The organism is Tatumella sp. JGM118, assembly GCF_018257515.1.
Taxonomy (GTDB): Bacteria; Pseudomonadota; Gammaproteobacteria; order Enterobacterales; family Enterobacteriaceae; genus Tatumella; species Tatumella terrea.
In genome coordinates this window covers 40,858-66,936 of record NZ_JAERJR010000003.1, presented here as the reverse complement: position 1 = coordinate 66,936, position 26,079 = coordinate 40,858, and the positions used below count along the sequence as shown (strand labels likewise).

Here is a 26,079-nt window from a genome sequence, read left to right as displayed (position 1 = left end):
GTGATCTGATGACCTGCTCATCAGAATCGTCAGGAGTCAGTTATGGAATACCAGTTTGTTCATGATGTTACCGGCAATGTGATTGTGCGTATGTCGATGGACCATGAGGCGGTCGGTCACTGGTTTAATGATGAAGTCCGGGGAGACCTGGCTTTACTCGACGAGGTCCGTGAAGGTGCCCGTTCGGTGAAAGGGACCAGCCGTCAATGGAGCCGCACGGGGAAAGAATACACGTTGTGGATTGATGATGAAGAAGTGATGATCAGTGCCAATATGCTGTCTTTCGATACCGATGAACCGGAAGAAGGGATGAGCTATTATGACCAGGAATCACTGGCCTTTTGTGGCGTTGAAGACTTCTTCCTGCTGGTGGATGCCTACCAGAAGTTTATTGAGCGCCGTTAACCGGTCTCAGGCCCGGGGCCGCGACCCGGCAGGGCGTTATCAGACGGATGTTCGGGTAACAGAACGTGTTACAGGCAGGGCGTTACCACACGTGTGTCCGGGTAACTGGACTAGTTACAGGCAGGGCGTTGCCGTACGGTCATCCGGTTCACAGAACCTGTTACCGGCAGGGCGTTATCACACGGGCGTTCAGGTATCAGGACGGTTACTGGCAGGGAGTTACCACACGGGCGTCCGGGGCACAGAACCTGTTACAGGCAGGGCGTTGCCGTACGGTCATCCGGGTCACAGAACCTGTTACCGGCAGGGCGTTATCACACGGGCGTTCGGGTCAGAGAACCTGTCACCGGCAGGGTGTTATCACACGGGCGTTTGGGTCAGAGAACCTGTCACCGGAAGACGACAGGCAGGAGTGCAGGAAAAGACCGGCAATAGTGTGCCGGTCAGTGAGCGTTTATTTCTGATTTACCGCCGGAATATTGCGGCCATAATAAATTTCACGCATCTCTTTCCATAACAGTTCAGTGATCCGCTGGTGTTCTCCGGGGGCTAAATCTTCCGGGCGGGTATTGAACAGGTAGTGTTTCAGGTCAAACTCTTTCAGCAGCATTTTGGTATGAAAGATGTTTTCCTGATAGACATTCACATCCATCATGTCGTACATCGATTTCATATTGCCGGACATAAAATTCTGAATCGAATTGATTTCATGGTCGATGAAATGTTTTACCCCGTTAATATCGCGGGTGAAGCCCCGGACACGGTAGTCGATGGTGACGATATCGGATTCCAGTTGGTGGATCAGGTAGTTCAGGGCATTCAGCGGGGAAATCACACCACAGGTCGACACCTCAATATCCGCGCGGAAAGTGCAGAGACCGCCTTCGGGATGGCTTTCCGGGTAGGTGTGTACGCAGATATGACTTTTATCGAGATGTGCCACTATCGCGTCCGGTAGCGGGCCAGGATGCTCTGAAGTGTCGATATCGTCAGGATTAACCGGTTCTTCACTCACCAGGATAGTGACGCTGGCCCCCTGGGGCTCATAGTCCTGGCGGGCGATGTTCAGGACATTCGCCCCGATAATCGAACAGGTTTCCGTCAGAATTTCGGTCAGTCGGTTAGCATTATATTGCTCGTCGATATATGCGATGTAGCCGTCACGTTCTTCTTTTGTGTTCGCGTAGCAAATATCATAGATACAAAAACTCAGGCTTTTCGTCAGATTGTTGAAGCCATGTAGTTTTAGCTTTTGCAATTTAGTCCACCTCCTTTAGGGATCGTTGCGGATCACTCTGCTGTCAGAGCATCCAGTAAATACTGTGGTAAGGCAAAACTGCCCTGATGGATCGCCGGCGTATAATAACGGCAGGTGATGCCGGACTCCTCAATGCGCTGAGTGAGCGTCTCATGAGTAAGCGTGCGCAGGGACTCGTTATTACTCGCCCAGGCAAAGGTCATAATCCCGCCGTAATAGGTCGGAACCGCGGCCTGGTAAAAGCTGACATCAGAGAAATAAGGGCGCAGGCGACGATGACTGTTGACCGCTTCTTCCTGCTGCAGGAAACAGACGCCGTTCTGCGCGACGAAGATCCCGCCTTCATTCAGGCAACGCTGGCAGCCTTCGTAGAAATCGGAGGTGAAGAGGCTTTCACCGGGACCTATCGGATCCGTACAGTCAGAAATGATTACATCAAACTTCTGGTCCGTCTGATTCACGAAGTTAACACCGTCGTCGATCACCAGCGTAAAGCGGGGATCATCGTAGGCACCCGCACTGTGATTCGGCAGATACTCACGGCAGAAGGTCACGACCCCGGCATCAATTTCGACCATAGTGATACGTTCCACGCCAGGATGACGGGCGACCTCACGTAACATTCCGCCATCACCGCCGCCGATAATCAGCACACTGCGGGCTTCGCCATGGGCGAACAGCGGGACATGGGTCAGCATCTCATGGTAGATAAACTCATCACGTTCGGTGGTTTGTACCACACCATCCAGCGCCATAACTCTGCCGAAGGCACTGTTTTCAAAAATCACTAAATCCTGGTGTTCGGTCTTATCCCGATAAAGTTCTTTATCGACGGTAAAGTATTGCCCGAACCCGTCATGCAATGTTTCATGCCATTTATCGTGCTGTGACACGTGATAACTCCCCTCTGGTACCGGATGATAAAAATGAACGGGTGATGATAACGAAGTCCCGGCAGTGATGCACGGCATCAGCCTCCGGATTACTTATTCACATAAGCGAGCAGACTGAGTGATTTATCGGCCAGCGATTGGCATTTCTGAGTCCGGGGCACGGCAATCCCACTCAGGTCTTCATAGCTTGATTCGCCACGTTGCTGCATATTCATCTGGTTATAGTTAGTTAAATCCCAGCGATTCTGGCGGGCGAAAAAAATAAGGGCATTTCTGATCTGATTATCGGGAATATCCTGATAGCCACAGTCATTTTTCAGGTAAATAAAGACGGCCGTTAAGTCAGCCATATCTTCTGCCTGAGATTCATCGAGTGCAAAGCTGGTGCCGGTGACACTCAGTAAAGCGGTCAGCAGCAGCAGCCTGAAGATTTTAGTCATTGGGGTTCTCTGGTCGCTATCATGTCATCCACGTTAGCATAGTTGCTGTCAGTATGACGATTATTTTGACCGGCCCGAAAGGGCGTGAGCCTTGACCTTCCCGCAGGGATAAGGTTTATGCTTATCAAATGCTTTTTTCGTCTAAGGAAATTCCGTTATGCAGCGTCGAGATTTTCTGAAGCTGACTACCGCGTGTGCAGCGGCAGGCTTACTCCCGGTCTGGAGCCGTTCTCTGATGGCTGCAACCAGACCTCTGTTGCCCGTCCCCCCCCAACTGACCCCGGATATCCGCCAGCGGATACGGTTAACGGCGATGACCGGGATGACCCGCTGGCAGGGCCGGGAAGTCCCTACCTGGGGCTATAATGGCAGCCTGCTGGGCCCGGTACTGCGTCTGCGCCGTCAGCAGCAGGTCACTATCGACATTAATAACACGTTACCGATGGCTACCACCCTCCACTGGCATGGACTGAAAGTCGGAGGCGAGGTGGATGGCGGACCGCAGGAAGTGATCCCGGCGGGAGGGCGGCGGGAAGTGACCTTTACGCCGGACCAGCAAGCCGCAACCTGCTGGTATCATCCGCATTACCACGGTCATACCGGTTTTCAGGTCGCGAAAGGACTGGCAGGAATGCTTATCATTGACGATGATGAAATTGACCTGTTACGTCTGCCGATCGAGTGGGGAGTGGATGATATTCCGCTGATATTCCAGGACAAACAACTGACGGCCGAGGGTACGCAGATTGACTATCAGCTGGATATTATGCGGGCTGCGGTCGGCTGGTTTGGCAATATGATGCTGACTAACGGGGTCAGCTACCCGCAGCATGCGGTGCCTCGTGGCTGGGTACGTTTCAGGATGCTTAACGGCTGTAACGCGCGCAGCCTTATTCTCAGTACCAGTGATCAACGTCCGCTCTATGTTATCGCCAGCGATGGGGGATTACTGGCTCAGCCCGTCAAGGTGGATAGCCTGGAGATGATCCCGGGCGAACGCTTTGAAGTAATGGTCGATACCAGTGACGGTAAAGCGTTTGACTTAGTGACGCTGCCGACAGAGCAGGCTGGCATGGTCCTTGCCCCGTTTGACCAGCCGTTACCGGTGCTGAATGTGTTACCGATACGCATCGCCGGCAGCAGCACGCTACCGGATACCCTCTCGGTGATGCCATCGCTGCCCGCGCAGGAGAGTCTGGCAGGAATGACGAAAAGAACCTTGCAGTTATCCATGGATAAGCAGCTGGACCAGCAGGGGATGGCGGCACTGATTAACCGCTACGGGCATAAAGCGATGGGCGGCATGTCGATGGGGGAAACCACGTCGCCAGACAACAGTATGGCGGGGATGGCGATGCCACATCAGTCGATGTCTTCTCAGGCGACAGGCAGCGGGATGGATAAGATGCCGGGAATGTCGGGTATGACGATGGAGGCACATCCTGCGAAAAGTGCCGGTAAAGGGTATGATTTTCATCAGGGTAATAAAATCAATGGTAAAGCCTTTGATATGAATCACCCGGCTTTTGATGTGCCGCTTCAGACGACAGAGGTCTGGCGTATCAGTGGACAGGGCGACATGATGCTGCATCCTTTCCATGTCCATGGCACTCAGTTCAGGATCCTGTCGGAAAACGGACTGCCGGTCGCGGCACATCGTCAGGGATGGAAGGATATTGTCCGGGTGGAGGGGGGCGTCAGTGAAATTCTGGTGAACTTTACCCATACGGCCAGCCAGAACCAGGCCTATATGGCCCACTGTCATCTGCTGGAACATGAAGATACCGGCATGATGCTCGGCTTCACGGTCAGCCGGACCTGATATCCACAGCCGCAGTGTCCCTCAGCCCCGCCGGCCCCGGCGGGGCTGAGGGCGGCCACCGGCCTGATTTCAGGGACTTAATCGGTTCTCAGGCTATCGTGCGGTGGCAGGTCTGTGCGATAATCCCCGCCATGATCTGCGGATCATGACTGTATTAATCCCCGCCATTGATGAGGTTAAGCTGAGTAAAATCAGTGAGATATATATTATGAAACACACCGTAGAAGTGATGATTTCTGAAGAGGAAATCAGACAGCGTATTACAGCTCTGGGCCAGCAAATCTCTGCAGATTACCGTGATCGCGGCAATGATATTGTGCTGGTCGGACTGTTACGTGGATCATTTATGTTTATGGCCGATTTGTGCCGGGCAATAGACGTTTCTCACGAAGTCGATTTTATTACGGCCTCAAGTTATGGCAATGGTATGTCGAGTACCCGGGATGTCAAAATCATTAAAGATCTTGATGAAGATATCCGGGGCAAAGATGTACTGATTGTTGAAGATATTATCGATTCCGGTAACACCCTGAGTAAAGTGCGTGAGATTTTACGCCTGCGTGAGCCAAAATCTCTGGCTATCTGTACGCTGCTGGATAAGCCTGAGCGCCGGGAAGTGAATGTGGATGTCGAGTATGTCGGCTTCGCTATCCCGGACGAGTTTGTTGTGGGCTATGGTATTGATTACGCTCAGCGTTATCGTCATCTGCCTTATGTCGGCAAAGTGGTGATTCTGGAACCCTGAATCCGGCGTATCAATAGCACGATCTTTCAGGCCGGTTAATCCGGCCTGATTTATACTAAGCACACTTTATCACCGATGCTGTCGTTACTGACAAGGCGTAACCGATCTGTCTGCGTTTATCAGGGACTTTGCCGGTATTCACCGTCTTTCAGACAGCCACTGCCGTCATCCGCCAGATTCGCACGGTTTAGCCGGTCTTAACGGACGGTTCAGATCTCAGGCGTCAGCAGTCATTCGCGGAACCCCCGACGAAATCGCGGTAAAAATTAACTTTAATTCCTTTATTATCTCAGGATGGAACAGGTATGACGTATGCACTGGAAATCTCCGGGCTGACTAAAACCTATGGTGAGACGGTCCATGCCCTGAAAGGGCTGGATCTGACTGTCAGGGCCGGAGATTTTTACGCCTTACTGGGCCCGAACGGTGCCGGTAAATCAACCACGATTGGTATCATCAGTTCCCTGGTGAACAAAACCTCCGGACAGGTGAAAGTGTTTGGCTATGACCTGGAAAATGACAAGGTCAACGCCAAGCGCCAGTTAGGCCTGGTACCGCAGGAGTTCAATTTTAACCCTTTTGAAACCGTGCTGCGGATTGTTGTCAGCCAGGCAGGGTATTATGGGGTTGAACGTAAAGAGGCGCTGAACCGGGCGGAGAAATACCTGCGTCAGCTGGACCTTTGGGAAAAACGTGATCAGCGGGCAAGAATGTTGTCCGGCGGAATGAAGCGTCGCCTGATGATAGCCCGTGCGCTGATGCATGAGCCTAAGCTCTTAATTCTTGATGAGCCGACGGCCGGGGTCGATATCGAGCTTCGTCGTTCCATGTGGACCTTTCTTAAAACGCTGAACGAGCAGGGGACGACGATTATTCTGACGACTCACTACCTGGAAGAAGCCGAGATGCTATGCCGCAATATCGGCATTATTCAGCGGGGAGAGCTGGTAGAAAATACGTCGATGAAAGCCCTGCTCGGCAAGCTGAAGTCAGAAACCTTTATTCTTGACCTTTCGCCGGACAGTCCGCGTCCGGTCCTTGACGGATTCACTGCTCAGCTGGTGGATGCCTCGACCCTGGAAGTCGAAGTATTGCGGGAGCAGGGGCTGAATGATGTCTTCAGTCAGCTGACATCTCAGGGGATTTCGGTATTGAGTATGCGTAATAAAGCCAACCGTCTGGAAGAGCTCTTCGTCAGTCTGGTTAATGGTTCTGCGGAGGGAAGTTCATGACGCATTTATATTGGGTCGCGTTAAAGAGTATCTGGGGCAAAGAGATCCATCGTTTTATGCGGATCTGGATACAGACACTGGTGCCACCGGTGATCACCATGACGCTCTATTTTATTATTTTCGGAAACCTGATTGGTTCCCGAATCGGTGATATGCATGGCTTCAGTTATATGCAGTTCATCGTGCCGGGACTGATTATGATGTCGGTGATCACCAACTCCTATTCCAATGTGGCCTCTTCTTTCTTTAGTGCAAAATTTCAGCGCAATATTGAAGAATTGCTGGTCGCGCCGGTGCCGACTCATATCATTATTGCCGGCTATGTCGGTGGCGGCGTGGCGCGGGGGATCTGTGTCGGGATTCTGGTCACGGCGATTTCACTGTGCTTTGTCCCGTTCCATGTCTATTTCTGGCCGATGGTCGCGTTAACCATCGTCCTGACATCGGTACTGTTTTCGCTGGCCGGGCTGCTGAATGCGGTCTTTGCCCGTTCGTTCGATGATATCAGCCTGATCCCGACGTTCGTGCTGACACCGCTGACCTATCTGGGCGGCGTGTTTTATTCGCTGTCTCTGCTGCCGCCGGTCTGGCAGGTGATTTCCAAACTGAACCCTATCGTCTACATGATCAGCGGGTTCCGTTATGGCTTCCTGGGGATCAGTGACGTTCCGGTCGCGTTAACCATTACTATTCTGCTGGTCTTTATCGCGGCGTTCTATACCCTGGTCTGGACACTGATCCAGCGCGGCAGAGGCTTACGTAGCTGATCTCCGCTCCCCGCCACCGGTCGGTGGCGGGGAAACTTTCCCGTCTTTTCTTCTGCAGTTAGTTCACCGGAAACCTGCTAAAGAGCTACCGTCTGATTATCAATCAGTCTGGCATGACCCAGCCAGGCGGCCATCAGGATCACCGCATTGCGGCTATCAGATGTCAGCGGTTGCAGCGTCTCGCTGTCGCAAATCGCAATATTATCCGGGGTAAACCCATAGTCACGGAGCTGTGATCCCGCCTCCGCGATAAGCCCGTCGATATCGCTCTCTCCGGCCGTCAGCCGGTCAGCGAGAGTGTTCATCACCCGGCTCAGGTAAGGGGCTGTCTTACGCTCTTCCGGGGTCAGATAGCCATTACGTGAACTTAACGCCAGGTTATCCGCGGCACGTACGGTAGGCACGCCGATAATCTCTATCGGATAGCCCAGGTCCGCCACCATTTTACGGATGACGAGTAACTGCTGAAAATCTTTCTCACCGAAACAGGCGATATCCGGCCGCACCATATTAAACAGCTTACTGACAATGGTCGTGACGCCCCTGAAATGGCCAGGCCGGCTGGCCCCTTCAAGCAAACCGGAAAGCCCGGGTACCTCGACAAAGGTCTGCTCGCCGGTCCCCTGAGGATAAATAGCACTGACCCCGGGCACAAACAGAATATCGGTCTGGTATTGTTCCAGCTTTTCGCTGTCTTCACCCAAGGTCCGTGGATAACGGGACAAATCCTCAGGCCGATCAAATTGCATCGGGTTCACAAAAATGGAGGCGACGACGATATCGGCCTGTGCTTTGGCGGTTGAGATCAGCTGCAAATGCCCGTCATGCAGGTTTCCCATCGTCGGTACCAGAGCGATGCGCAGGTTTTTACGTCGCAGGCGGCTGATTTCTTCCTGTAATGCTGCCGGTGTTTCAATCACAAGCATGGAATATTTCCTTTCTTATTGACCTTTTTTACTGAAAACTGTGTTCTTCGGCCGGGTAACTGCCTTCAGCCACCTGACGTTTATACAGCGCAACCGCGGTGCGAATATCTCCGGTGTCGGCAAGGAAGTTTTTGCTGAATTTCGGGGGCTTACCGGCGGTGATCCCTAAGGCATCATGCATGACCAGAATCTGTCCGTCGGTGCCGGGGCCGGCGCCGATCCCGATCACCGGGATGGATAATTCTCCGGTGATCTGCCGGGCCAGCGATGCCGGTACGCATTCGAGCACCAGCAGTTGCGCGCCAGACCGTTCCAGTGCCAGTGCATCACTGAGCAACGTGTCTGCGGCCGCCTGCTCGCGGCCCTGAACCTTGTAGCCGCCAAAAATATTTACCGATTGGGGCGTCAGTCCCAGATGTCCACAGACCGGCACTGCCCGCTCGGTCAGACAGCGTACGGTCTCACTCAGCCAGGCGCCTCCTTCCAGTTTCACCATATTCGCCCCGGCGCGCATCAGCTGAGCGGCGTTCTCACAGGATTGTTGCGGGCTGGCATAGCTCATAAAGGGAAGGTCTGACATCAGCAGCGCCGCGGGGGCGCCTTTGCGCACCATCGCGGTGTGATAAGCAATATCAGCCACGGTGACAGGTAATGTTGAATCATGTCCCTGAAGGGTCATTCCCAGAGAATCCCCGACCAGCAGAACAGGGATCGCCTGTTCCGCGAAAAGGTGAGCAAAGCTATAGTCGTAGGCTGTCAGTGCGGCAAATTTCTCTCCTGACTGCTTCCATTTTCTGAGATCCTGAACGGTAACAGATTGCAAAGTAACCTCTTGTCATCATTTTTTTGATGAGTGAGTTTACCGTAATGCCGTGAGAGGGGGAATGCCCCCTGCAGGGATAAGTTACCAGAGGGTAATGTCGCGGGTGTCCAGCGGGGTCAGTAACTCACTGACCAGACGGCCATCAGGAAGACGGCAGTCCGGGGCGATTTCGTTCAGAGGAAGCAGCATAAATGCTCGCCGGTGCATATCATAGTGCGGAACCGTTAAACGCGGAGTATCGATAACCTGCTGACCAAATAATAAGATATCGAGGTCCAGCGTGCGTGGCCCCCAGCGCTCATCTTTGCGGACACGACCTTGTTCCAGCTCAATACGCTGGGTGTGATCAAGCAAACCGACAGCGTCCAGAGAGGTCTCAAGGGCAATCACGGCATTCAGATAATCCGGCTGATCGGCTGGCCCGTAAGGCGGAGTACGGTACAGGGAGGAGGTCGCGACACGCCGGCTGCCGGGAATGGCATCCAGCGCGTTCAGTGCGGCCTGCACCTGGTGCAGAGGGTCCGCAAGATTACTACCCAGCGCAATGTAGACCCGAGTCATGATTCAGCTCTTCCGTGCGGCAGGCTGACGGCGGCGGGAGCGGTTATGCCGGCGGCGCTGCGTAGGATCCGTGCCCAGGTTCTGGATCATAGATGCCTGACGCGGAGGCGGGGCCGACTGGAACTCACCCCACCACTGGGCCAGACGTTCCAGCTCAGCATTGTTTTCGACTTCAGCCCGCAGCAGCAGTAAATCGTAAGCGGCGCGGAATTTCGGATGCTCCATCAGCTTCCAGGCGCGCTTGCCGTGCCTGCGGGGTAAACGGAGCTGCAGTGACCAGATATCACGGATCAGGCTGGTAATGCGTTTCGGGATAGCGATAGCGCGGCACGCTTCATCCAGCGTATCGTTCATGGCCAGGGCAAAGGCCTCGTACCATGGCAAACCACTTTCCTGAGCAATCTGTTGCGCCCGTTCAGACTGCGGATACCAGAGCATGGCCGCAAACAGGAACGCCGGATTGACCCGCATATCATTATGAATGCGCGTATCGGTATTTTTCAGCACCTGAACGATCATACGTTCCATTGCACTGTCTTCCTGAGCGGTCAGGTACTGTGTAATGGTCGGGAACAGGGGCTGGAAGAGCTGGTATTGTTTGAGCAGAGCATAGGTCTGCTCGCCATAACCGGCCTGCAGCAGCTTCAGAGACTCTTCAAATAGCCGTGCGGAAGGAATATCTTTCAGCAGGATCGCCAGTCGCGTAATCGGCTCTGCGGTCTGCGGGTCGATAGACATATTCAGTTTCGCCGCGAAACGGACCACGCGAAGCATGCGCACCGGGTCTTCGCGATAACGGGTTTCCGGATCGCCAATCAGGCGGATAATGCCCTGCTGCAAATCCTGCAGGCCGCCGACATAATCACGGACCGTGAAGTCGGCCACGCTGTAATAGAGGCTATTGATGGTCAGGTCACGGCGCTGGGCATCATCTTCAATCGAGCCAAAAATATTGTCCCGCAGCAGCATCCCGTTCTGACCGCGCTGAGACTGGTTACGATCCTCTGTGGTATCGGTCGCGGTTTCCAGCGCATGATGGCCGCGGAAGGTGGCAACCTCGATAACCTCAGGGCCGAACATGACATGAGCCAGACGGAAGCGTCTGCCGACCAGGCGGCAGTTACGGAACAGCTTGCGCATCTGCTCAGGCGTGGCATTGGTGGTAATGTCGAAATCTTTCGGTTTTTTACCCAGCAGAAGATCCCGGACACCGCCGCCAACCAGATAGGCTTCAAAGCCTGCTTTGTTTAAGCGATACAATACCTTCAGCGCATTTTCGCTGATGTCGCGACGGGAGATATTGTGCTGATCGCGTGGAATGACAGTCATCAGATTTTGGTCTTTTTTCTCTGCGGGCGCGTCTTCTTCACGAAGGAGAACTTTCCGGCAGAAATTCGCTACTCGGGTAAAAATGGTACACCTCGACAGTGGCATAAATTAAGTGGTGCTCAAAACAGCGGCTAATCATAGCCTGTTGTGAGCTGTTTGAGAATGCTGTTCGGTTATCCGGCCGGGATTAAAGCATCATTCACCGGAATTTTCTCTGGATCCCATTGTATTATTGCCTGTTTTAACAGCTCATCCCGCGAAAGATCCCGCCAGGGCTGAGCTAACGGCTGCCCTAAAAACTGTAAAGCGCGGGCTAATACCGGCCGCGGATCGTCTGCCGGTAACGACGGCGCATGGTTCTGCTTGGATAATTTTCCTCCGTCAGGCGAGATAACCAGTGGCAGATGCATATAATCGGGCACCGGCCAGCCCAGTTGTTGATACAAACTGATTTGCCTGACGGTCGGTTCAATCAGGTCTGCGCCCCGTACGATTTCTGTCACGCCCTGATAGTGGTCATCCACCACCACGGCGAGGTTATAGGCAAATAACCCGTCACGCCGATGAATGATAAAGTCTTCGGCGGCCAGTGACGGATGCGCAACAATGTCGCCCCGCAGACGGTCAGTAAAAGAGAAAACCGGGTGTTGCTGAAAAAAACGCAGGGCGGCCTGCCCGGCAGGCAGATTCAGGTGGCGGCAATGTCCGTCATAATAGCCTCCGTTCTGACGGATTCGGCGGCGGCTGCAGTGACAGAAATAACTTTGGTGGTGTGAAATGAGCTGCTGAAGAATATCAAGATACGCCTCTGTCCGGCGGGATTGCCAGAGTACGTCGCCGTCCCAGTGCAGACCATAATGGTCGAGTTGCTTCAGAATGGTATCGGCGGCCCCTTCCGTTTCACGGGGGGGATCAATGTCTTCAATACGTACCCACCAGGTGCCGTGTTGTGCACGGGCGCTAAGATAGCTGCCGAGGGCGGCAATCAGCGAGCCGAAATGCAAGGGGCCGGAAGGTGAGGGGGCAAAGCGCCCGATACAGGAATTTTTCAACATCATCAGCAGGAATGACCGGGCAACACTTCCGCAATGGCGGTGCCGCCCGGCTGAGTAAGCTCAGGACCGGAATTAACCAGCCATTTGCTTTTCACGGATTTCGGCCAGCGTCTTACAATCGATACATAAATCGGCTGTCGGACGCGCCTCAAGACGGCGGATGCCAATCTCTACACCGCAGGATTCACAGTAACCGAAATCGTCGTCTTCGACTTTTTTCAGTGTCTTCTCGATTTTTTTAATCAGTTTACGTTCACGGTCACGGTTACGCAGTTCCAGACTGAACTCTTCTTCCTGAGCGGCCCGGTCAACCGGATCCGGGAAGTTCGCCGCTTCGTCCTGCATATGTGTGACAGTACGGTCGACTTCATCCCTGAGTTGATTACGCCAGGCTTCAAGAATTTTTCTGAAGTGAGTCAGCTGGGCTTCGTTCATATACTCTTCGCCCGGTTTCCCTTGATATGGCTCCACCCCAGCGATGGCGAGGATACTCAGGGACGATGTTTTACGGTTTTGCCCTTCTTGCATGCTGTTTCTCCTGGATAACACGCACTATCGATTCCCATTGAGGGAAAAAAACAGGCCGCTATAAATAGCAGAAGCTATCCCTATTGGCAATTACTGATATTGTGTCTTGTTACTCACTTGTCAATAAGTTTGACATCAAAACACAGAATTATCTTTGCAATACACACGATTGCAGCCTTTTACTGTCCGAAAGCGATAGAAAATTCTATTTTAGCATCGGCAGATGTCAGCGATGCTTTATAGACCAGAATTTCAACCCCGGCTACCCTGGCTTGATCAAGAAGTGCTGCATAGCGGGGATCAATGTGTCGTGCGACGTTTATTTGCTCAATTCCGCTATGTAAGACAGCAAAAAAAAGGACGGCCCGCTGACCTGAAGCCGCTATTGCCATTAATTCGCGTAAATGCTTTTGTCCGCGAACCGTGACGGCATCGGGAAAATATCCTTTTCCCTCCTCCAGCAGCGTGACCGATTTTACCTCAACGTAGCAATCCGCGACCCCCGGTGCCCGGAGCAGGAAATCTATCCGGCTACCTTCTGCGCCGTATTTCACTTCACGTTTACAGTCACGGTAACCCGCCAGTTCAGAGATCACGCCGCCGGTAAAGGCTTCGTAAAAAAGGGAATTAGCCCGCAATGTGTTGACGCAAATCCATTCGCCGGCAGCGGTTTCGGTCAGTTCCCAGCTATGAGGATACTTCCGGGTTTTGCTGTCGGAGGTGGAATACCATACGGTATCTCCGGGCGTTGCACAGCCGGTCATTGCGCCGGTATTGGCACAGTGAAGCGTAAACACGTCTCCTTGCGGGGTCTCCACATCGGCCAGAAAACGTTTATAACGCTTAATTAAACGGGCAGATTTCAGTGCGGGAATGAACTGCATAATGAAAATCTCTTTATGGAATAGTATCGGTCAGTAAAGGAAAACGAGCCACACAACGGGCAGCCCGCTTCCGGCCGCTGCCGGGGATGGCCATCAGGGAGAAGTCTGTTATCCGGGTTTGCCACGAAAATCCCGGCGCAGGCAGTTTCACCGGCTGAAAAGCCTGATGGATGAGCCGCACATGCGGATGAAAAGGCAGGGACGGCTGCGGGCACCCCTGGCGAGCCGCCCGTGCACGCAGCAGGGCCGCCAGCTGTAATAGTCCTGAGGGGGCGGAACGGCTCCCCAGCCAGATATGCCCTGACCGGGGCCAGTGGCCGGCATCGTTTAGCGTCAGGGTAAAGGCCGGTTGCCGGATACGGGCGGCCTGCTGTTGCAGATGTTCAACGGAGGGCTCACTGATCTCCCCGAGCCAGGCCAGTGTCATCATCAGCCCGGCCGCAGGCAGCGGACGCCCGTAATCCGCCGGAAAATGCTCTGCCCGCCAGGCGACCAGCGAACGTTGCAGCCCCGCGGGCAACGTGAGGGCAAAAAAATATTGGGGTCCGGTCATCTCTGCGCCCTCAGAAAGAACAGCTAAGTTGCTGCTCACCGTCAGCATCGCTGACGGTGAGCAGGCGGGCAAAGGTGAGGATGATTTCGTTGAGTGTTATCATGCCGGCAATATTAACATAGCTTGTGCGGAGTTTTCGTTGCAGTCATTACCGGTCAGTGAAGTACTGGATGAATTGTCTGAAGCGCTGGAGCGCGCGCCTCAGGTCTTACTGATAGCGCCGCCAGGCGCGGGGAAGTCGACCTGGTTACCCCTGCAACTGCTTGAGAAAGTGCAGGGCGAAGGGCGGATTATTCTGCTGGAACCCCGTCGTCTGGCGGCCAGGAGTGTCGCCCGTCGTCTGGCAGAGACGCTGGGTGAAGTTCCCGGGCAGACCATTGGTTACCGCATGCGCGGGGAGAGCCGGACAGGGCCGCAGACACGACTGGAGGTGGTGACCGAGGGTATTCTGACGCGCATGTTACAGCAGGATCCCGAACTGAATGGGGTGTCGCTGGTGATCCTTGACGAATTCCATGAACGCAGCTTGCAGGCTGACCTGTCATTAGCATTATTGCTGGATGTGCAGCAGAGCCTGCGGGATGACCTGAAAATCTTATTAATGTCTGCCACGCTCGACCATCAGCGACTGACAGGGTTGCTCCCCGACGCCCCGGTCATTATTTCCGGCGGACGGAGTTTTCCCGTAGAGCGGCGATTTATTTCCTTGTCTGCCAGACTGACTTTTGCACAGGCCGTTGCCCGCGAGACCGCACAGATAATGAACGAACATCCGGGGTCGTTATTGCTGTTTCTGCCGGGAGAAAAAGAGATTCTGGCAGTAAAGGAAGCGCTGAGTGACCGCCTGAGTGAAGACACCGGCCTCTTTCCTTTATATGGCGCAATGGGACTGGCCGCTCAGCAGCAAGCGATCGCCCCGTCAGCCCCGGGGCTACGGAAAGTGGTGCTGGCGACCAATATTGCCGAGACCAGCCTGACCATTGAAGGGATTACCCTGGTCGTTGATTCGTGCCTGGAACGATCCGTCCGCTTCGACAGTAAAAGCGGACTAAGTATTTTACAAACACAGCGCATCAGCCAGGCCTCCATGGTGCAGCGGGCCGGACGTGCAGGCCGGCTGGCGCCAGGCATTTGCTGGCATTTAATCAGTCAGGAACAGGCGGAACGGGCGGCCGCGACCGCAGATGCGGAAATTCTGCACAGTGACCTTAGCGGACTGATGCTGGATGTACTGACCTGGGGGTGTTCGCAGGTCTCTCAGCTGCAATGGCTGGATTCCCCGCCGGAAAAACACGGTCAGGCAGCACTGCAGGTACTGGAACAGCTGGGGGCGGTCAATGACCGGCATCAGTTAACTGCCCGCGGGCGGCAGATGGCGGCGGCCGGGACCGACCCGCGACTGGCGGCTCTGCTCAGCGCAGGGAGGCACTCGCCGGAGGCGATGGCAACAGCCAGTCTGCTGGTAGCGATTCTGGAAGATCCTCCCCGACGGCATGACGGAGATCTCATGTCGCTCTTTCTGCACCCGCAGGAGAGCTGGCGCCTTCGTGCAAAAGCGTTACAGAAAAAAAGCGGGCTGGCCGCAGCGCAGCCAGAAGATGGCAGAGTCGCGGAGTTACTGATGGCCGGGTTTGCCGACCAGTTAGCACGGCAGCGAGGTCAGAGCGGACGCTACCTGCTGGCCAAAGGAATCGGGGCCAGCACCCTGAACGACTCACCGCTGGTCAGGCATGAATGGCTTATCGTTTTACACTTATCGCTGAATGCACAGGCATCAGAGGCCCGTATCCGTCTGGCGCTGCCGGTGGATATCACCGCGTTACAGGCCAGTTATCCCGGCCTTGCAAAAGAGCGGGATGAAGTGGAATGGGATGAAGAAAAAGGGATATTGCGGGTGCACCGCCGGAAGGCTATCGGGGCGTTGATCCTGAGCTCCAGGCCCGGGGAACGTCCGGAGGCGGCACTGCTTCATCAGGCGATGCTGCGCTGGGTCAGAGCGAAAGGGCTGAAGGTATTACCCTGGTCACCGGCGTCTGAACAGTTGCGGGCCAGGCTGGCCTGTGCAGCAGAATGGTTGCCACAGGAGGACTGGCCGGCAATGGAAGACGAAGCATTGCTGGATAGCCTGGAAACCTGGCTGTTGCCGGAAATGAGTGCAGTGACCGATGCCCGTTCGTTTAATACTATTAATATTTCATCAGCTTTATTACATTTAATCACATGGTCACAACGTCAGCGACTGGATAGTGAGCTACCAACTCATTACACTGTGCCGACGGGGAGTCGGTTATTGATCCGCTATACTGTCGGGCAATCACCGGTACTGGCTGTCCGCATACAGGAAATGTATGGTGAAGCCACCACCCCGGTGATCGCCGGAGGCCGTATACCTCTGGTGCTGGAACTGTTATCACCCGCAATGCGTCCGTTGCAAATTACCCGGGATTTAGCGGGGTTCTGGCAGGGAGCCTGGCGTGAAGTGCAGAAGGAAATGAAAGGGCGTTATCCGAAACACCCGTGGCCGGACGACCCGGCGACGGCGATGCCGACGCGACGGAGTAAAAAGTTTTCCCCCGGTCATTGATGATCCGGTCTCTCTTTCAGAGGGTTCCGGCATGTAATCCGCCGGGATCGGGATTAAAGTAACGCGCATGCTAAGGCTATGCCTGGAGAGTAAAATTCATGTCTGGGAACGATCGCGAACCGATCGGGCGAAAAGGAAAAACGCCTCGTCAACCGGAAAAAAAACGCCCTCGTGCGAAAAGTAAAAATTCAAAAGCGTATGATGATCATGAGATCAGTGGTTACGAGGAGGAAGTGGCTTTGGCACGTAAAGGAAAGAAGAAACCACCGATGAAGAAAAGGCGCTGGCTGGGATGGCTGATTAAGCTGTTCCTGTTAGGTGCCATTGTGCTTGCCGCCTGGGGCGTCTATCTCGATTCTGAAATCCGTCATCGTGTCGATGGCCAGGTCTGGCAGCTGCCGGCGGCCGTGTACGGACGGGTGGTCAGCCTTGAACCGGGAATGAGTTTTGACCGTAAAGGCATGCTCGAACTACTGGAAGGGACGCAGTACCGTCAGGTCACGCGCATTACCCGGCCGGGTGAGTTTACGGTAAAAGGAAATACCATCGACTTACTGCGCCGTCCTTTTGATTTCCCGGACGGGAAAGAAGGGCAGATCAATGCACAAATGACGTTCAGTAACGGTGAGCTGAGCGAAATCAAAAACCTGGATACCGGGCGTGATTTCGGGTATTTCCGGCTGGATCCGCGTCTGATTACCATGCTGCAATCCCCGAACGGTGAACAGCGGTTATTTGTGCCGCGCTCAGGGTTCCCGAATCAGCTGGTGGATACACTGATTGCGACGGAAGATCGTCACTTCTATGAGCATGATGGTATCAGTCTGTATTCGATTGGTCGTGCATTTGTCGCCAACATCACTGCCGGTCGTGCCGTCCAGGGCGGAAGTACACTGACTCAGCAGCTGGTGAAAAACCTGTTCCTGACCAACAAACGCACCCTGTGGCGTAAAGTCCGTGAAGCCTATATGGCAATCATTATGGATTCACGTTACAGCAAAGATCGTATTCTGGAACTGTACCTGAATGAAGTGTATCTCGGACAGGCCGGTAACGATCAGATCCGTGGTTTCCCGCTGGCGAGCCTCTATTACTTTGGGCGCCCGGTTGATGAACTGAGCCTGGATCAGCAGGCACTGCTGGTCGGCATGGTGAAAGGTGCGTCACTGTACAACCCGTGGCGTAACCCGAAACTGGCGCTGGAGCGTCGAAATGTCGTCCTGCGTTTACTGCAGCAGCAAAAGTACATTGATGAAGATCTGTATAACAGTCTGTCAGCCCGTCCGCTCGGGGTACAGCCGAAAGGGGGAGTCATTACACCTCAGCCGGCCTTTATGCAGATGGTCCGTAATGAACTGCAGCAAAAACTGGGCGATAAGGTTAAAGATCTTTCCGGCGTGAAGATTTTCACCACTCTGGACCCGATCTCGCAGGATGCGGCGGAAAAAGCGGTCATTGACGGGATCCCGCAGCTGAAAAAACTGCACGGATTGAAAGATCTGGAAACGGCGATGGTGGTGGTTGACCGGAACACCGGTGAAGTCCGTGCCATGGTTGGCGGCGCTGATCCGCAGTTTGCCGGTTATAACCGTGCGATGCAGGCACGACGCTCTATAGGTTCTCTGGCTAAACCGGCGACGTATCTGACCGCCCTGGCTCAGCCGCAGACCTATCGTCTGAACAGCTGGATTGCTGACCAGCCACTGTCGCTGAAACAGCCGAACGGCCAGATCTGGAGTCCGGAAAACGATGACCATCGTTTCAGCGGTAAAGTGTTACTGGTCGATGCACTGACTCACTCCATGAACGTCCCGACCGTTAACCTCGGTATGTCTCTGGGGCTTGGTAATGTCGTGGATACCTGGGAGAAACTCGGGGTAGGTAAAGATCAGCTCACCGCGGTCCCGGCCATGTTGCTGGGTGCACTTAACCTGACACCGGTTGAAGTGGCACAGGCCTTCCAGTCCATCGCCAGTGGTGGTAACCGTGCAACACTGTCCGCAGTACGCTCTGTTATCTCTGAAGACGGGAAAGTGCTGTACCAGAGTTATCCTCAGGCACAGCGGGTGGAGCCACCGGAAGCGGCTTACCTGACGCTGTATGCGATGCAGCAGGTGGTTAACCGCGGCACCGCACATGCATTGGGTGCACAATACCCGACGATGCATCTGGCGGGTAAAACCGGGACGACCAACAACATGGTGGACAGCTGGTTTACCGGTATCGATGGTAAAGAAGTGACAGTGACCTGGGTCGGTCGCGATAACAACCAGCCAACGAAACTGTGGGGTTCCAGTGGGGCATTACAGATCTATCGTCGTTACCTGGCTAACCAGCCACCGACGCCGCTTGATCTGACACCGCCGGATGATGTGACCACGATGAATATTGACTCGGCGGGTAACTTCATCTGTGGCAGCGGCAGTACTACCTGGCGTTCACTGCCGGTCTGGGCCTCTGATCCGAATGCGCTATGTCAGCAACAGCAACAGCAGCAACAACAGCAGCAGCAGTTGCAGCAACAGCAGCAACAGGAACAGCAGGACAGCAGCGGTAACGGTGTTGCCGGCTGGATTAAGGATATGTTCGGGCAGTAACCGACAGTAGTTATGCACAAAAAGGCGCTCCGGCGCCTTTTTTTATGGGCCGATGATTGTAGCCTGTGTTGCGTCAGACAGTCCGTGAAGGTAATCGCTGTCAGAAGGGATGCTGACCGCCACTGTGCTATCCGTGGCTGTGGTTCAGGATGTCACCTGATCACCTGCCCCTTAATTCTGGCGGGGTCGACGAGGCCCGTACTGAACCTTTCGCCGGCGCTCTGCGGCCATCCGGTAGTTGTTCGTCTTCAGCGAAATACCGCGGAAAGCCACCCCGGCAACCTTATCCCCGCTCCGGCCTGATCACCGCCCGTAATCATTGATATTCACCTGTCGCAGAGCAACAAAGCAATAGACGCTGAGAGGAAAAGGGGGCCAGGGAAAATCCACCGGTGCTGAGGCCAGAATGTCCGGGAGGTGAGCGAAAGACTGGCGGAGGCGGTCGGGCGAACTCAACCCGGGACTGGGAGTCCCCTTCAGATCTTCAGCCAAACGCTCTCTCAAAGAGGGGAAGCCGGTAAGGACTACTTTTCAGGTAAGGTTACTGCCGGTCAGACCTTCTGCGGGTCACTGCTCTGAGGTAAAGAGAGGAAGCCGGTCAGGACTACTTTTCAGGTAAGGTTACTGCCGGTCAGACCGAAGGATTTCCACTCAGAGTCCGGCAGCATCAGAGAATAAAAAAGGCGCACAGGCGCCTTTTTCGTGACCGGAAACGAATTACAGACGGGCAAAGCAGCGACGGGCTGCATCGATGGTCTTCTGAATATCTTCCGGACTGTGTGCCAGAGACATAAACCCGGCTTCGAACGCTGACGGTGCAAAATAGATCCCTTCTTCCAGCATCAGATGGAAGAATTTCTTAAAGCGTTCAGTGTCACACTGGCAGACGTCCTGGTAACAGGTGACGGAAGGTAATGTAGTAAAGAAGATACCGAACATGCCGCCGACATGGTTGATCACCAGCGGGATATTTTCTTCCTGCGCGGCATGCAGCAGGCCTTCGGCCAGGCGATCGGTCAGTTCGGTGAGGGTAGAATGTGTCCCGGGTTGTGCCACCTGACTCAGACAGGCAAAACCGGCAGCCATCGCTAACGGGTTACCTGAAAGCGTTCCGGCCTGATATACCGGGCCGGTCGGTGCCAGCGCTTCCATCACTTCACGGCGTCCGCCAAAGGCACCGACAGGCATGCCACCACCGATAATCTTACCAAGACAGGTCAGGTCCGGTGTGACGTCATAATAAGCCTGCGCGCCACCCAGCGCGACCCTGAAACCGGTCATCACTTCATCGATGATCAGTAATGCGCCGTTCTCATCACAAATTTCCCGCAGCCCCTGCAGGAATCCTTCCGCAGGTGGAATACAGTTCATGTTCCCGGCCACCGGTTCGACGATAATGCAGGCGATTTCCTGCGGGTACTGCCGGAAGGCTTCCCTTACCGACTCCAGGTCGTTATAGGTACAGGTCAGGGTATGACGAGCGAAATCTGCAGGCACCCCCGGAGAATTCGGCTGTCCGAGCGTCAGCGCGCCCGACCCGGCTTTTACCAACAGGTGGTCGGCATGACCATGGTAGCAGCCCTCAAACTTGACTATCTTATCGCGACCGGTATAGCCACGGGCCAGACGGATAGCACTCATGGTGGCTTCGGTGCCTGAGTTCACCATCCGGACCATATCCATCGATGGCACCAGTTCACAGACCAGTTCCGCCATCCGGACTTCCATTTCGGTCGGCGCACCAAAGCTCAGACCGCGGCCTGCAGCTTCAATCACCGCATTGCGGATACCGGGGTTGTTATGGCCCAGCACCATCGGTCCCCATGAACCGACGTAGTCGATGTAGGCTTTGCCGTCTGCGTCATATAAATAGGCCCCTTCGGCGTGTTCGATAAATAAAGGGGTGCCGCCAACGCCGGTAAATGCCCGCACAGGGGAATTTACGCCGCCCGGGATAAGACGTTGTGCCTCATGGTATAGGTGTTCAGACTTGCTCATCGCATCGGTTCCTGTTGTCGCTGAATAATTACAGCGGATAGTTTACGGGAACACCCTTGCGCCGCGAAAGTCCCGGGTATTGTATTGCTACATTTAAGCACCAAAAAAACGTATTAAACGGTATACTGCTGCGATGGTCGCTTATTCATCAGACGGATATGGACAATATACCTTCTTCAACTGAGCAATTACCGGTTATCCCCTTACGCAGAATCGATTATTTACGACTGCTGTTACGTAAAGACAAGACTCCCGTTGCCATACTTATCCTTGCCGCACTGGTCGGGATCCTCGCGGGCCTGGTCGGGGTCGCCTTCGATAAAGCCATCAGTGCGGTACAGCACTATCGTCTGGAAACTCTCCGTGAGCTTCCGTGGGGGATCTCGTTTATTGCCTCGGTGGTGATTTCGGCGTTGCTGGCGATATGGGGGTTCTGGCTGGTCAAACGCTTTGCGCCTGAAGCGGGCGGGTCAGGGATCCCGGAAATCGAAGGGGCGATGGAAGAATTACGGCCGGTGCGCTGGTGGCGGGTCGTCCCGGTGAAATTTCTCGGCGGTATGGGGACCTTAGGGGCCGGTATGGTTCTGGGCCGGGAAGGGCCGACAGTACAAATGGGCGGTAATCTCGGGCGGATGGTACTGGATATCTTCCGTATGAAAGGGAATGAAGCCCGGCACACATTGCTGGCGACCGGTGCCGCCGCGGGGCTGACCGCTGCTTTTAACGCCCCGCTGGCGGGAATTTTGTTTATTCTCGAAGAGATGAGACTGCAGTTCCGCTACAGCCTGATTTCGATAAAAGCCGTTTTTATCGGGGTGATCATGGCCTGTATCATCTTCCGTATTTTTAATGGCGAGAGTGCGGTATTGAATGTCGGCAGGCTGACGAATGCTCCCCTCAATACCCTCTGGCTCTATCTGATCGCCGGTATCATTTTTGGTATTCTGGGGGTTATTTTCAATCAGCTTATCTTCACCCTGCAGGACATATTTGCCCGTCTGCACGGAGGAGAAATGAAAAATATTCTTCTGATGGGGGCGATTATCGGGGGTTCCTGCGGCTTACTGACGCTTTGTTTCCCCGCCATGACCGGAGGAGGACTGACGCTGATCCCCCAGGCCTTCAGCGGGCATTATGGCTATGCCATGCTGTTAACTATCTTTTTATTACGGATGGCGACAACGCTGATCAGTTTCTGCTCCGGGGCTCCCGGAGGGATTTTTGCACCGATGCTGTCTCTGGGCACCTTATTGGGCACCGTTCTGGGCATGACCGCCGCTGCATTATTCCCGGAATATCATCTGCAGACAGGGACCTTTGCCATCGCCGGGATGGGAGCCTTATTTGCGGCTTCTGTCAGGGCACCATTAACCGGCATCGTGCTGGTGCTGGAGATGACCGATAATTATCAGCTGATCTTACCGATGATTATCACTTGTCTGGGGGCCACCCTGATCGCTCAGTTTCTGGGAGGTAAGCCCATTTATTCGACACTTCTGGCGAGAACACTGGCCCGCCAGTCAGCAGAGCATGGACAGGCTTCGGCACAGACGGTCAAGCAGAGTGCTTGATTGCAGAAATTTGCTGACAGATAATGGGGATATTGCGGCCTTTTCCGGCCCTGAAGTTTACTGGAGTAAGATATGAGCGATGCTATTGCAGCAGTACCGTTAGAATTTACCGAAGCTGCGGCGAATAAAGTGAAATTTTTGATCGCTGACGAAGACAATCCGGAACTCAAATTACGGGTGTATATTACCGGCGGTGGTTGCAGCGGATTTCAGTATGGTTTTACCTTCGATGATAAAATCAACGATGGCGATATGACCATCGAAAAACAGGGCGTTTCACTGGTGGTTGACCCGATGAGTCTGCAATATCTGGTCGGGGGATGTGTGGATTATACCGAGGGGCTGGAAGGTTCACGGTTCATCGTGACTAACCCGAATGCTAAAACCACCTGCGGTTGTGGTTCGTCTTTCAGTATCTGATCCAAAATTCCGCGGGAGCCATGGTCTCCTGCGGTTTAGCCCGCCTGCACCGCCATTATTGCCTTCACAGACTCGCAGCCATTACTGCTTTCATTGCCTTCACTATCAACACAGTCTTTACAGTTTTCACCCCGGGTCTTTCCGTGACACGCTTTAATCGCCGGAAGGGACAAAAGCCTCCCATGCTAATGCCGGGGTTATTTCCAAAGGAAAGGATAACGCTGTCAGTTTTTTCTGTGAAAGATGAGTTTTTGTAAAGTTTTTGGCCCGTGAGACGACGAGCATATGGACTGAAACAGCTCACTGCGGGATGTCCGCTGCTTCAGGAAAAAAGACCGGACGATGCATAAACAGAACCGGCAGCGGTTGCCGGTTCATGGACGCTATCAGCCGTTTGCGGCCAGACGTGCCACCAGGTCTTCCACCATCAGAGAAGACTGTTGTGCGGCGACATTCAGGAACTCGTCAAAGCTGAGGTGAGATTCCTGATCAGCCACATCAGAAATGGCCCGAACCACAACGAACGGCACATTAAACTGATGGCAGACATGACCAATAGCCGTGGCTTCCATTTCAACGCCGATAGCGTTCGGGAATGTCTCACGGATATATGCCAGCGGTTCAGCACCATTAATAAACGCATCGCCACTGACAATCAGCCCACTGACAGCGTGCAGTTTCAGTGCAGCGATACTCTGTTCGGCCGCGGCTCTCAGGCCGGCATCAGCGATGAAACCTTCAGGACAACCTGCCATCTGACCCGGCGCGTAACCAAAAGCAGTCACATCGACGTCATGGTAGCGAACTTCATCGGAAACGACGATATCACCGACCTTCAGAGACGGCGCCAGGCCGCCCGCAGAACCGGTATTGATGACGACATCTGGCTGGCATAACTGCAGAAGCAGAGTGGTACCCAGGGCGGCTGACGTTTTACCGATACCGGATTTCAGCAAAGCCACTTCGTTACCGTTCAGCGTCCCTGTATAGATTTCGCAGCCTGCGATAGAGAGGGTTTTTCTGTCTTCAATTTTATCACGCAGCAGAGTTACTTCCTGCTCCATGGCGCCAATAATTCCTACTTTCATAGCCTGTCTCACCAATGTTATAGAATTCATCTTCATGAATGGCGTAGTCTATCATGGCATTACAGGGAAATATTATCGAATCGTACCGGAGCTGAAATGGAGATTAATTTTAAGCGCAGGATCAGTGTCAGCAGGCCCTATATGGCAGGTCATCCTCCGGAAGGGGAGGTGCAGATCACCCGATTTTTTGAGAGTGACCGGGGGCGGATTATTCATTCGGCTGCTTTGCGACGATTACAGCAGAAGACCCAGGTATTTCCTCTGGAACGCAATGCCGCGGTACGCTCAAGGCTGACGCACTCTCTGGAAGTCCAGCAGACCGGGCGCTACATCGTGCGGGAAATTCTGCAGCGTCTGAAGCAACAACCCGGGGGGCTAAGTGCCTGCGGATTGGATGAATTTGAGCGGGGATGTGAAAGCCTGGTCGAGATGGCTTGCCTGCTGCACGATGTCGGTAACCCGCCTTTTGGGCATTTCGGGGAAGCCGCAATCAATGACTGGTTCAATGCCCATCTGACGGAAATTCTTGGGGGAGCATTGCCCGCCGGCGACGGATTATCGCCGGACACAGAGCGCCTGCAACAGGATATCCATCAGGATCTGGCTCATTTTGAAGGGAATGCCCAGGCCATCCGGCTGGTTCATACCTTGCTGCAACTGAACCTCAGTTACTCGCAGGTGGCCTGTATTCTGAAATACACCGCCCCGGCATGGTGGCATGGAGAGAAACCTGACGCTTTTTCCGTGCTGATGAAGAAGCCGGGGTTTTATCTGTCAGAGCAGAAGTATGTCTCTGAATTACGCGCAGCCACCGGTATGGACGAGTATCACCGATTTCCTCTGACATACATCATGGAAGCGGCGGATGACATTTCCTACTGTATTGCTGACCTGGATGATGCGGTTGAAAAGGCTATTTTCAGTGTCGATAATCTGTACCGCTATCTGCAGGAGGCCTGGGGCGAGGTTCAGCCGGACGATCTCTTCAGCCGCACCATCGGTGATGCCTGGAACGTCGCCCACTCAGGCAAACGTCGCAGTCAGAGTGACCAGTTTTTTATGTCTCTGCGGGTCAATGTGCACCGGGTGCTGGTTTCTCTGGCCGTGAAGCGATTTATTACGCATCTGCCTGCGATTTTTAAGGGCAATTTTAATCATGCCTTGCTGGAAGATGGGGGTGAAGCCGGACGTCTGCTCGCTGTGTTCAAACAGGTGGCCCGTAAGCATGTCTTTAATCATTCTGAAGTCGAACAACTGGAATTACAGGGCTACCGTGTGATTCAGGGGCTGCTCGATGCTTATAAATCGATGATGCTGCTCAGTGCCGATAATTTTACTCAGCTGGCGGAAAATGATGAATTACCGGGGCATCCGATAGAAACCCGGTTATTCCATCGCCTTTCCGATAAGCATATTAAAGCGTATCTGAACCATATGGCGTCACTTTCCGGGGTTTCAGCGCAGGAGTGGCAGTTATGGGAGCGATATTACCGGTTACGTCTGGTACAGGATTATATCAGCGGGATGACCGATCTTTTTGCCTGGGAAGAGTACCGCCGTTTAATGGCCGTTGATTTTGTCTGAGTTTTGTAAATCGCGG

General features: G+C 54.0%; 23 protein-coding genes. 10 read left to right on the top strand and 13 right to left on the bottom strand.

Going from position 1 to position 26,079, the window contains the following annotated elements; genetic code table 11:
• The first annotated feature begins 42 nt into the window (after positions 1–42).
• Positions 43–405 carry a YacL family protein gene (locus tag JK223_RS04510; RefSeq protein ID WP_212713028.1) on the top strand — a complete coding sequence of 121 codons (363 nt, stop codon included), beginning with the start codon at positions 43–45 and terminating at the stop codon, positions 403–405.
• 454 nt (positions 406–859) lie between these two features.
• Here JK223_RS04510 and speD read toward each other — a convergent pair whose 3' ends face one another.
• The 3 genes from speD to JK223_RS04495 form a co-directional block, all read right to left on the bottom strand.
• The gene (speD, locus tag JK223_RS04505) at positions 860–1,663 is read right to left on the bottom strand and encodes an adenosylmethionine decarboxylase (RefSeq protein ID WP_212713027.1); all 804 of its coding nucleotides are present in this window, start codon (positions 1,661–1,663) and stop codon (positions 860–862) included.
• 32 nt (positions 1,664–1,695) lie between these two features.
• Positions 1,696–2,556: a polyamine aminopropyltransferase gene (gene speE, locus JK223_RS04500; RefSeq protein WP_212713026.1), complete on the bottom strand. Its 861-nt coding sequence runs from the start codon at positions 2,554–2,556 to the stop codon at positions 1,696–1,698.
• 89 nt (positions 2,557–2,645) lie between these two features.
• The gene (locus JK223_RS04495; RefSeq protein ID WP_212713025.1) at positions 2,646–2,996 is read right to left on the bottom strand and encodes a YacC family pilotin-like protein; all 351 of its coding nucleotides are present in this window, start codon (positions 2,994–2,996) and stop codon (positions 2,646–2,648) included.
• A 157-nt stretch (positions 2,997–3,153) separates the two neighbouring features.
• Here JK223_RS04495 and cueO point away from each other — a divergent pair, with 157 nt between their 5' ends.
• From cueO to JK223_RS04475, 4 genes are all read left to right on the top strand, one after another.
• Positions 3,154–4,818 carry a multicopper oxidase CueO gene (gene cueO, locus JK223_RS04490; protein WP_212713024.1) on the top strand — a complete coding sequence of 555 codons (1,665 nt, stop codon included), beginning with the start codon at positions 3,154–3,156 and terminating at the stop codon, positions 4,816–4,818.
• 208 nt (positions 4,819–5,026) lie between these two features.
• A complete protein-coding gene (gene hpt / locus JK223_RS04485; RefSeq protein WP_212713213.1) occupies positions 5,027–5,563 on the top strand; it encodes a hypoxanthine phosphoribosyltransferase in 537 nt (178 codons plus the stop codon).
• 305 nt (positions 5,564–5,868) lie between these two features.
• Positions 5,869–6,795, top strand: a complete 927-nt coding sequence (locus tag JK223_RS04480; RefSeq protein ID WP_212713023.1) for an ABC transporter ATP-binding protein — start codon at positions 5,869–5,871, stop codon at positions 6,793–6,795.
• Positions 6,792–7,562 carry an ABC transporter permease gene (locus tag JK223_RS04475; RefSeq protein WP_025901267.1) on the top strand — a complete coding sequence of 257 codons (771 nt, stop codon included), beginning with the start codon at positions 6,792–6,794 and terminating at the stop codon, positions 7,560–7,562. The genes JK223_RS04480 and JK223_RS04475 overlap by 4 nt, the downstream gene beginning before the upstream one ends.
• 77 nt (positions 7,563–7,639) lie before the next feature.
• Here JK223_RS04475 and panC read toward each other — a convergent pair whose 3' ends face one another.
• The 8 genes from panC to thpR form a co-directional block, all read right to left on the bottom strand.
• The gene (panC, locus tag JK223_RS04470; protein WP_212713022.1) at positions 7,640–8,488 is read right to left on the bottom strand and encodes a pantoate--beta-alanine ligase; all 849 of its coding nucleotides are present in this window, start codon (positions 8,486–8,488) and stop codon (positions 7,640–7,642) included.
• Between the two features lie 28 nt (positions 8,489–8,516).
• Entirely contained in the window at positions 8,517–9,311 is a 795-nt protein-coding gene (panB, locus tag JK223_RS04465; protein WP_212713021.1) for a 3-methyl-2-oxobutanoate hydroxymethyltransferase, read from the bottom strand.
• An 81-nt stretch (positions 9,312–9,392) separates the two neighbouring features.
• A complete protein-coding gene (folK, locus tag JK223_RS04460; RefSeq protein ID WP_212713020.1) occupies positions 9,393–9,872 on the bottom strand; it encodes a 2-amino-4-hydroxy-6-hydroxymethyldihydropteridine diphosphokinase in 480 nt (159 codons plus the stop codon).
• 3 nt (positions 9,873–9,875) lie between these two features.
• A complete protein-coding gene (gene pcnB / locus JK223_RS04455; protein ID WP_212713212.1) occupies positions 9,876–11,285 on the bottom strand; it encodes a polynucleotide adenylyltransferase PcnB in 1,410 nt (469 codons plus the stop codon).
• An 89-nt stretch (positions 11,286–11,374) separates the two neighbouring features.
• On the bottom strand, positions 11,375–12,256 hold the full coding sequence (gene gluQRS / locus JK223_RS04450; protein WP_212713211.1) for a tRNA glutamyl-Q(34) synthetase GluQRS: 882 nt from the start codon (positions 12,254–12,256) through the stop codon (positions 11,375–11,377).
• Between the two features lie 72 nt (positions 12,257–12,328).
• Entirely contained in the window at positions 12,329–12,784 is a 456-nt protein-coding gene (gene dksA / locus JK223_RS04445; protein ID WP_025901272.1) for an RNA polymerase-binding protein DksA, read from the bottom strand.
• A 179-nt stretch (positions 12,785–12,963) separates the two neighbouring features.
• Entirely contained in the window at positions 12,964–13,668 is a 705-nt protein-coding gene (gene sfsA / locus JK223_RS04440) for a DNA/RNA nuclease SfsA (RefSeq protein ID WP_212713019.1), read from the bottom strand.
• 13 nt (positions 13,669–13,681) lie between these two features.
• Complete coding sequence (gene thpR, locus JK223_RS04435; RefSeq protein ID WP_212713018.1) at positions 13,682–14,221, bottom strand: RNA 2',3'-cyclic phosphodiesterase; 540 nt, start codon at positions 14,219–14,221, stop codon at positions 13,682–13,684.
• Positions 14,222–14,360: 139 nt separating this feature from the next.
• Between thpR and hrpB the strand changes: the two genes are divergently transcribed.
• On the top strand, positions 14,361–16,805 hold the full coding sequence (hrpB, locus tag JK223_RS04430; RefSeq protein WP_212713210.1) for an ATP-dependent helicase HrpB: 2,445 nt from the start codon (positions 14,361–14,363) through the stop codon (positions 16,803–16,805).
• 98 nt (positions 16,806–16,903) lie between these two features.
• On the top strand, positions 16,904–19,402 hold the full coding sequence (mrcB, locus tag JK223_RS04425) for a bifunctional glycosyl transferase/transpeptidase (RefSeq protein WP_212713017.1): 2,499 nt from the start codon (positions 16,904–16,906) through the stop codon (positions 19,400–19,402).
• Between the two features lie 717 nt (positions 19,403–20,119).
• Here mrcB and hemL read toward each other — a convergent pair.
• Positions 20,120–21,400 (bottom strand): glutamate-1-semialdehyde 2,1-aminomutase, encoded by a 1,281-nt coding sequence (hemL, locus tag JK223_RS04420; protein WP_212713016.1) that lies wholly within the window; start codon positions 21,398–21,400, stop codon positions 20,120–20,122.
• Positions 21,401–21,558: 158 nt separating this feature from the next.
• Here hemL and clcA point away from each other — a divergent pair, with 158 nt between their 5' ends.
• Both clcA and erpA read left to right on the top strand, forming a co-directional pair.
• Complete coding sequence (gene clcA, locus JK223_RS04415; RefSeq protein ID WP_212713015.1) at positions 21,559–22,971, top strand: H(+)/Cl(-) exchange transporter ClcA; 1,413 nt, start codon at positions 21,559–21,561, stop codon at positions 22,969–22,971.
• A gap of 72 nt (positions 22,972–23,043) precedes the next feature.
• A complete protein-coding gene (erpA, locus tag JK223_RS04410; RefSeq protein WP_212713014.1) occupies positions 23,044–23,391 on the top strand; it encodes an iron-sulfur cluster insertion protein ErpA in 348 nt (115 codons plus the stop codon).
• A gap of 386 nt (positions 23,392–23,777) precedes the next feature.
• Here the strand turns inward: erpA and mtnN are convergent, their stop codons facing one another.
• Positions 23,778–24,479, bottom strand: a complete 702-nt coding sequence (mtnN, locus tag JK223_RS04405; protein WP_212713013.1) for a 5'-methylthioadenosine/S-adenosylhomocysteine nucleosidase — start codon at positions 24,477–24,479, stop codon at positions 23,778–23,780.
• 96 nt (positions 24,480–24,575) lie between these two features.
• Between mtnN and dgt the strand changes: the two genes are divergently transcribed.
• Entirely contained in the window at positions 24,576–26,063 is a 1,488-nt protein-coding gene (dgt, locus tag JK223_RS04400) for a dGTPase (protein ID WP_212713012.1), read from the top strand.
• Positions 26,064–26,079: the final 16 nt, after the last annotated feature.

Excerpts from the sequence above, each read along its gene's own strand:
- JK223_RS04510 (WP_212713028.1), top strand. The coding sequence starts at position 43 with ATGGAATACCAGTTTGTTCATGATGTTACCGGCAATGTGATTGTGCGT.
- hemL (WP_212713016.1), bottom strand. The coding sequence starts at position 21,400 with ATGAGCAAGTCTGAACACCTATACCATGAGGCACAACGTCTTATCCCG.
- JK223_RS04475 (WP_025901267.1), top strand. The coding sequence starts at position 6,792 with ATGACGCATTTATATTGGGTCGCGTTAAAGAGTATCTGGGGCAAAGAG.
- mrcB (WP_212713017.1), top strand. The coding sequence starts at position 16,904 with ATGTCTGGGAACGATCGCGAACCGATCGGGCGAAAAGGAAAAACGCCT.
- cueO (WP_212713024.1), top strand. The coding sequence starts at position 3,154 with ATGCAGCGTCGAGATTTTCTGAAGCTGACTACCGCGTGTGCAGCGGCA.
- mtnN (WP_212713013.1), bottom strand. The coding sequence starts at position 24,479 with ATGAAAGTAGGAATTATTGGCGCCATGGAGCAGGAAGTAACTCTGCTG.
- sfsA (WP_212713019.1), bottom strand. The coding sequence starts at position 13,668 with ATGCAGTTCATTCCCGCACTGAAATCTGCCCGTTTAATTAAGCGTTAT.
- clcA (WP_212713015.1), top strand. The coding sequence starts at position 21,559 with ATGGACAATATACCTTCTTCAACTGAGCAATTACCGGTTATCCCCTTA.
- erpA (WP_212713014.1), top strand. The coding sequence starts at position 23,044 with ATGAGCGATGCTATTGCAGCAGTACCGTTAGAATTTACCGAAGCTGCG.
- panC (WP_212713022.1), bottom strand. The coding sequence starts at position 8,488 with ATGCTTGTGATTGAAACACCGGCAGCATTACAGGAAGAAATCAGCCGC.
- dgt (WP_212713012.1), top strand. The coding sequence starts at position 24,576 with ATGGAGATTAATTTTAAGCGCAGGATCAGTGTCAGCAGGCCCTATATG.
- folK (WP_212713020.1), bottom strand. The coding sequence starts at position 9,872 with ATGACTCGGGTCTACATTGCGCTGGGTAGTAATCTTGCGGACCCTCTG.
- thpR (WP_212713018.1), bottom strand. The coding sequence starts at position 14,221 with ATGACCGGACCCCAATATTTTTTTGCCCTCACGTTGCCCGCGGGGCTG.
- JK223_RS04480 (WP_212713023.1), top strand. The coding sequence starts at position 5,869 with ATGACGTATGCACTGGAAATCTCCGGGCTGACTAAAACCTATGGTGAG.
- gluQRS (WP_212713211.1), bottom strand. The coding sequence starts at position 12,256 with ATGTTGAAAAATTCCTGTATCGGGCGCTTTGCCCCCTCACCTTCCGGC.
- hpt (WP_212713213.1), top strand. The coding sequence starts at position 5,027 with ATGAAACACACCGTAGAAGTGATGATTTCTGAAGAGGAAATCAGACAG.
- JK223_RS04495 (WP_212713025.1), bottom strand. The coding sequence starts at position 2,996 with ATGACTAAAATCTTCAGGCTGCTGCTGCTGACCGCTTTACTGAGTGTC.
- dksA (WP_025901272.1), bottom strand. The coding sequence starts at position 12,784 with ATGCAAGAAGGGCAAAACCGTAAAACATCGTCCCTGAGTATCCTCGCC.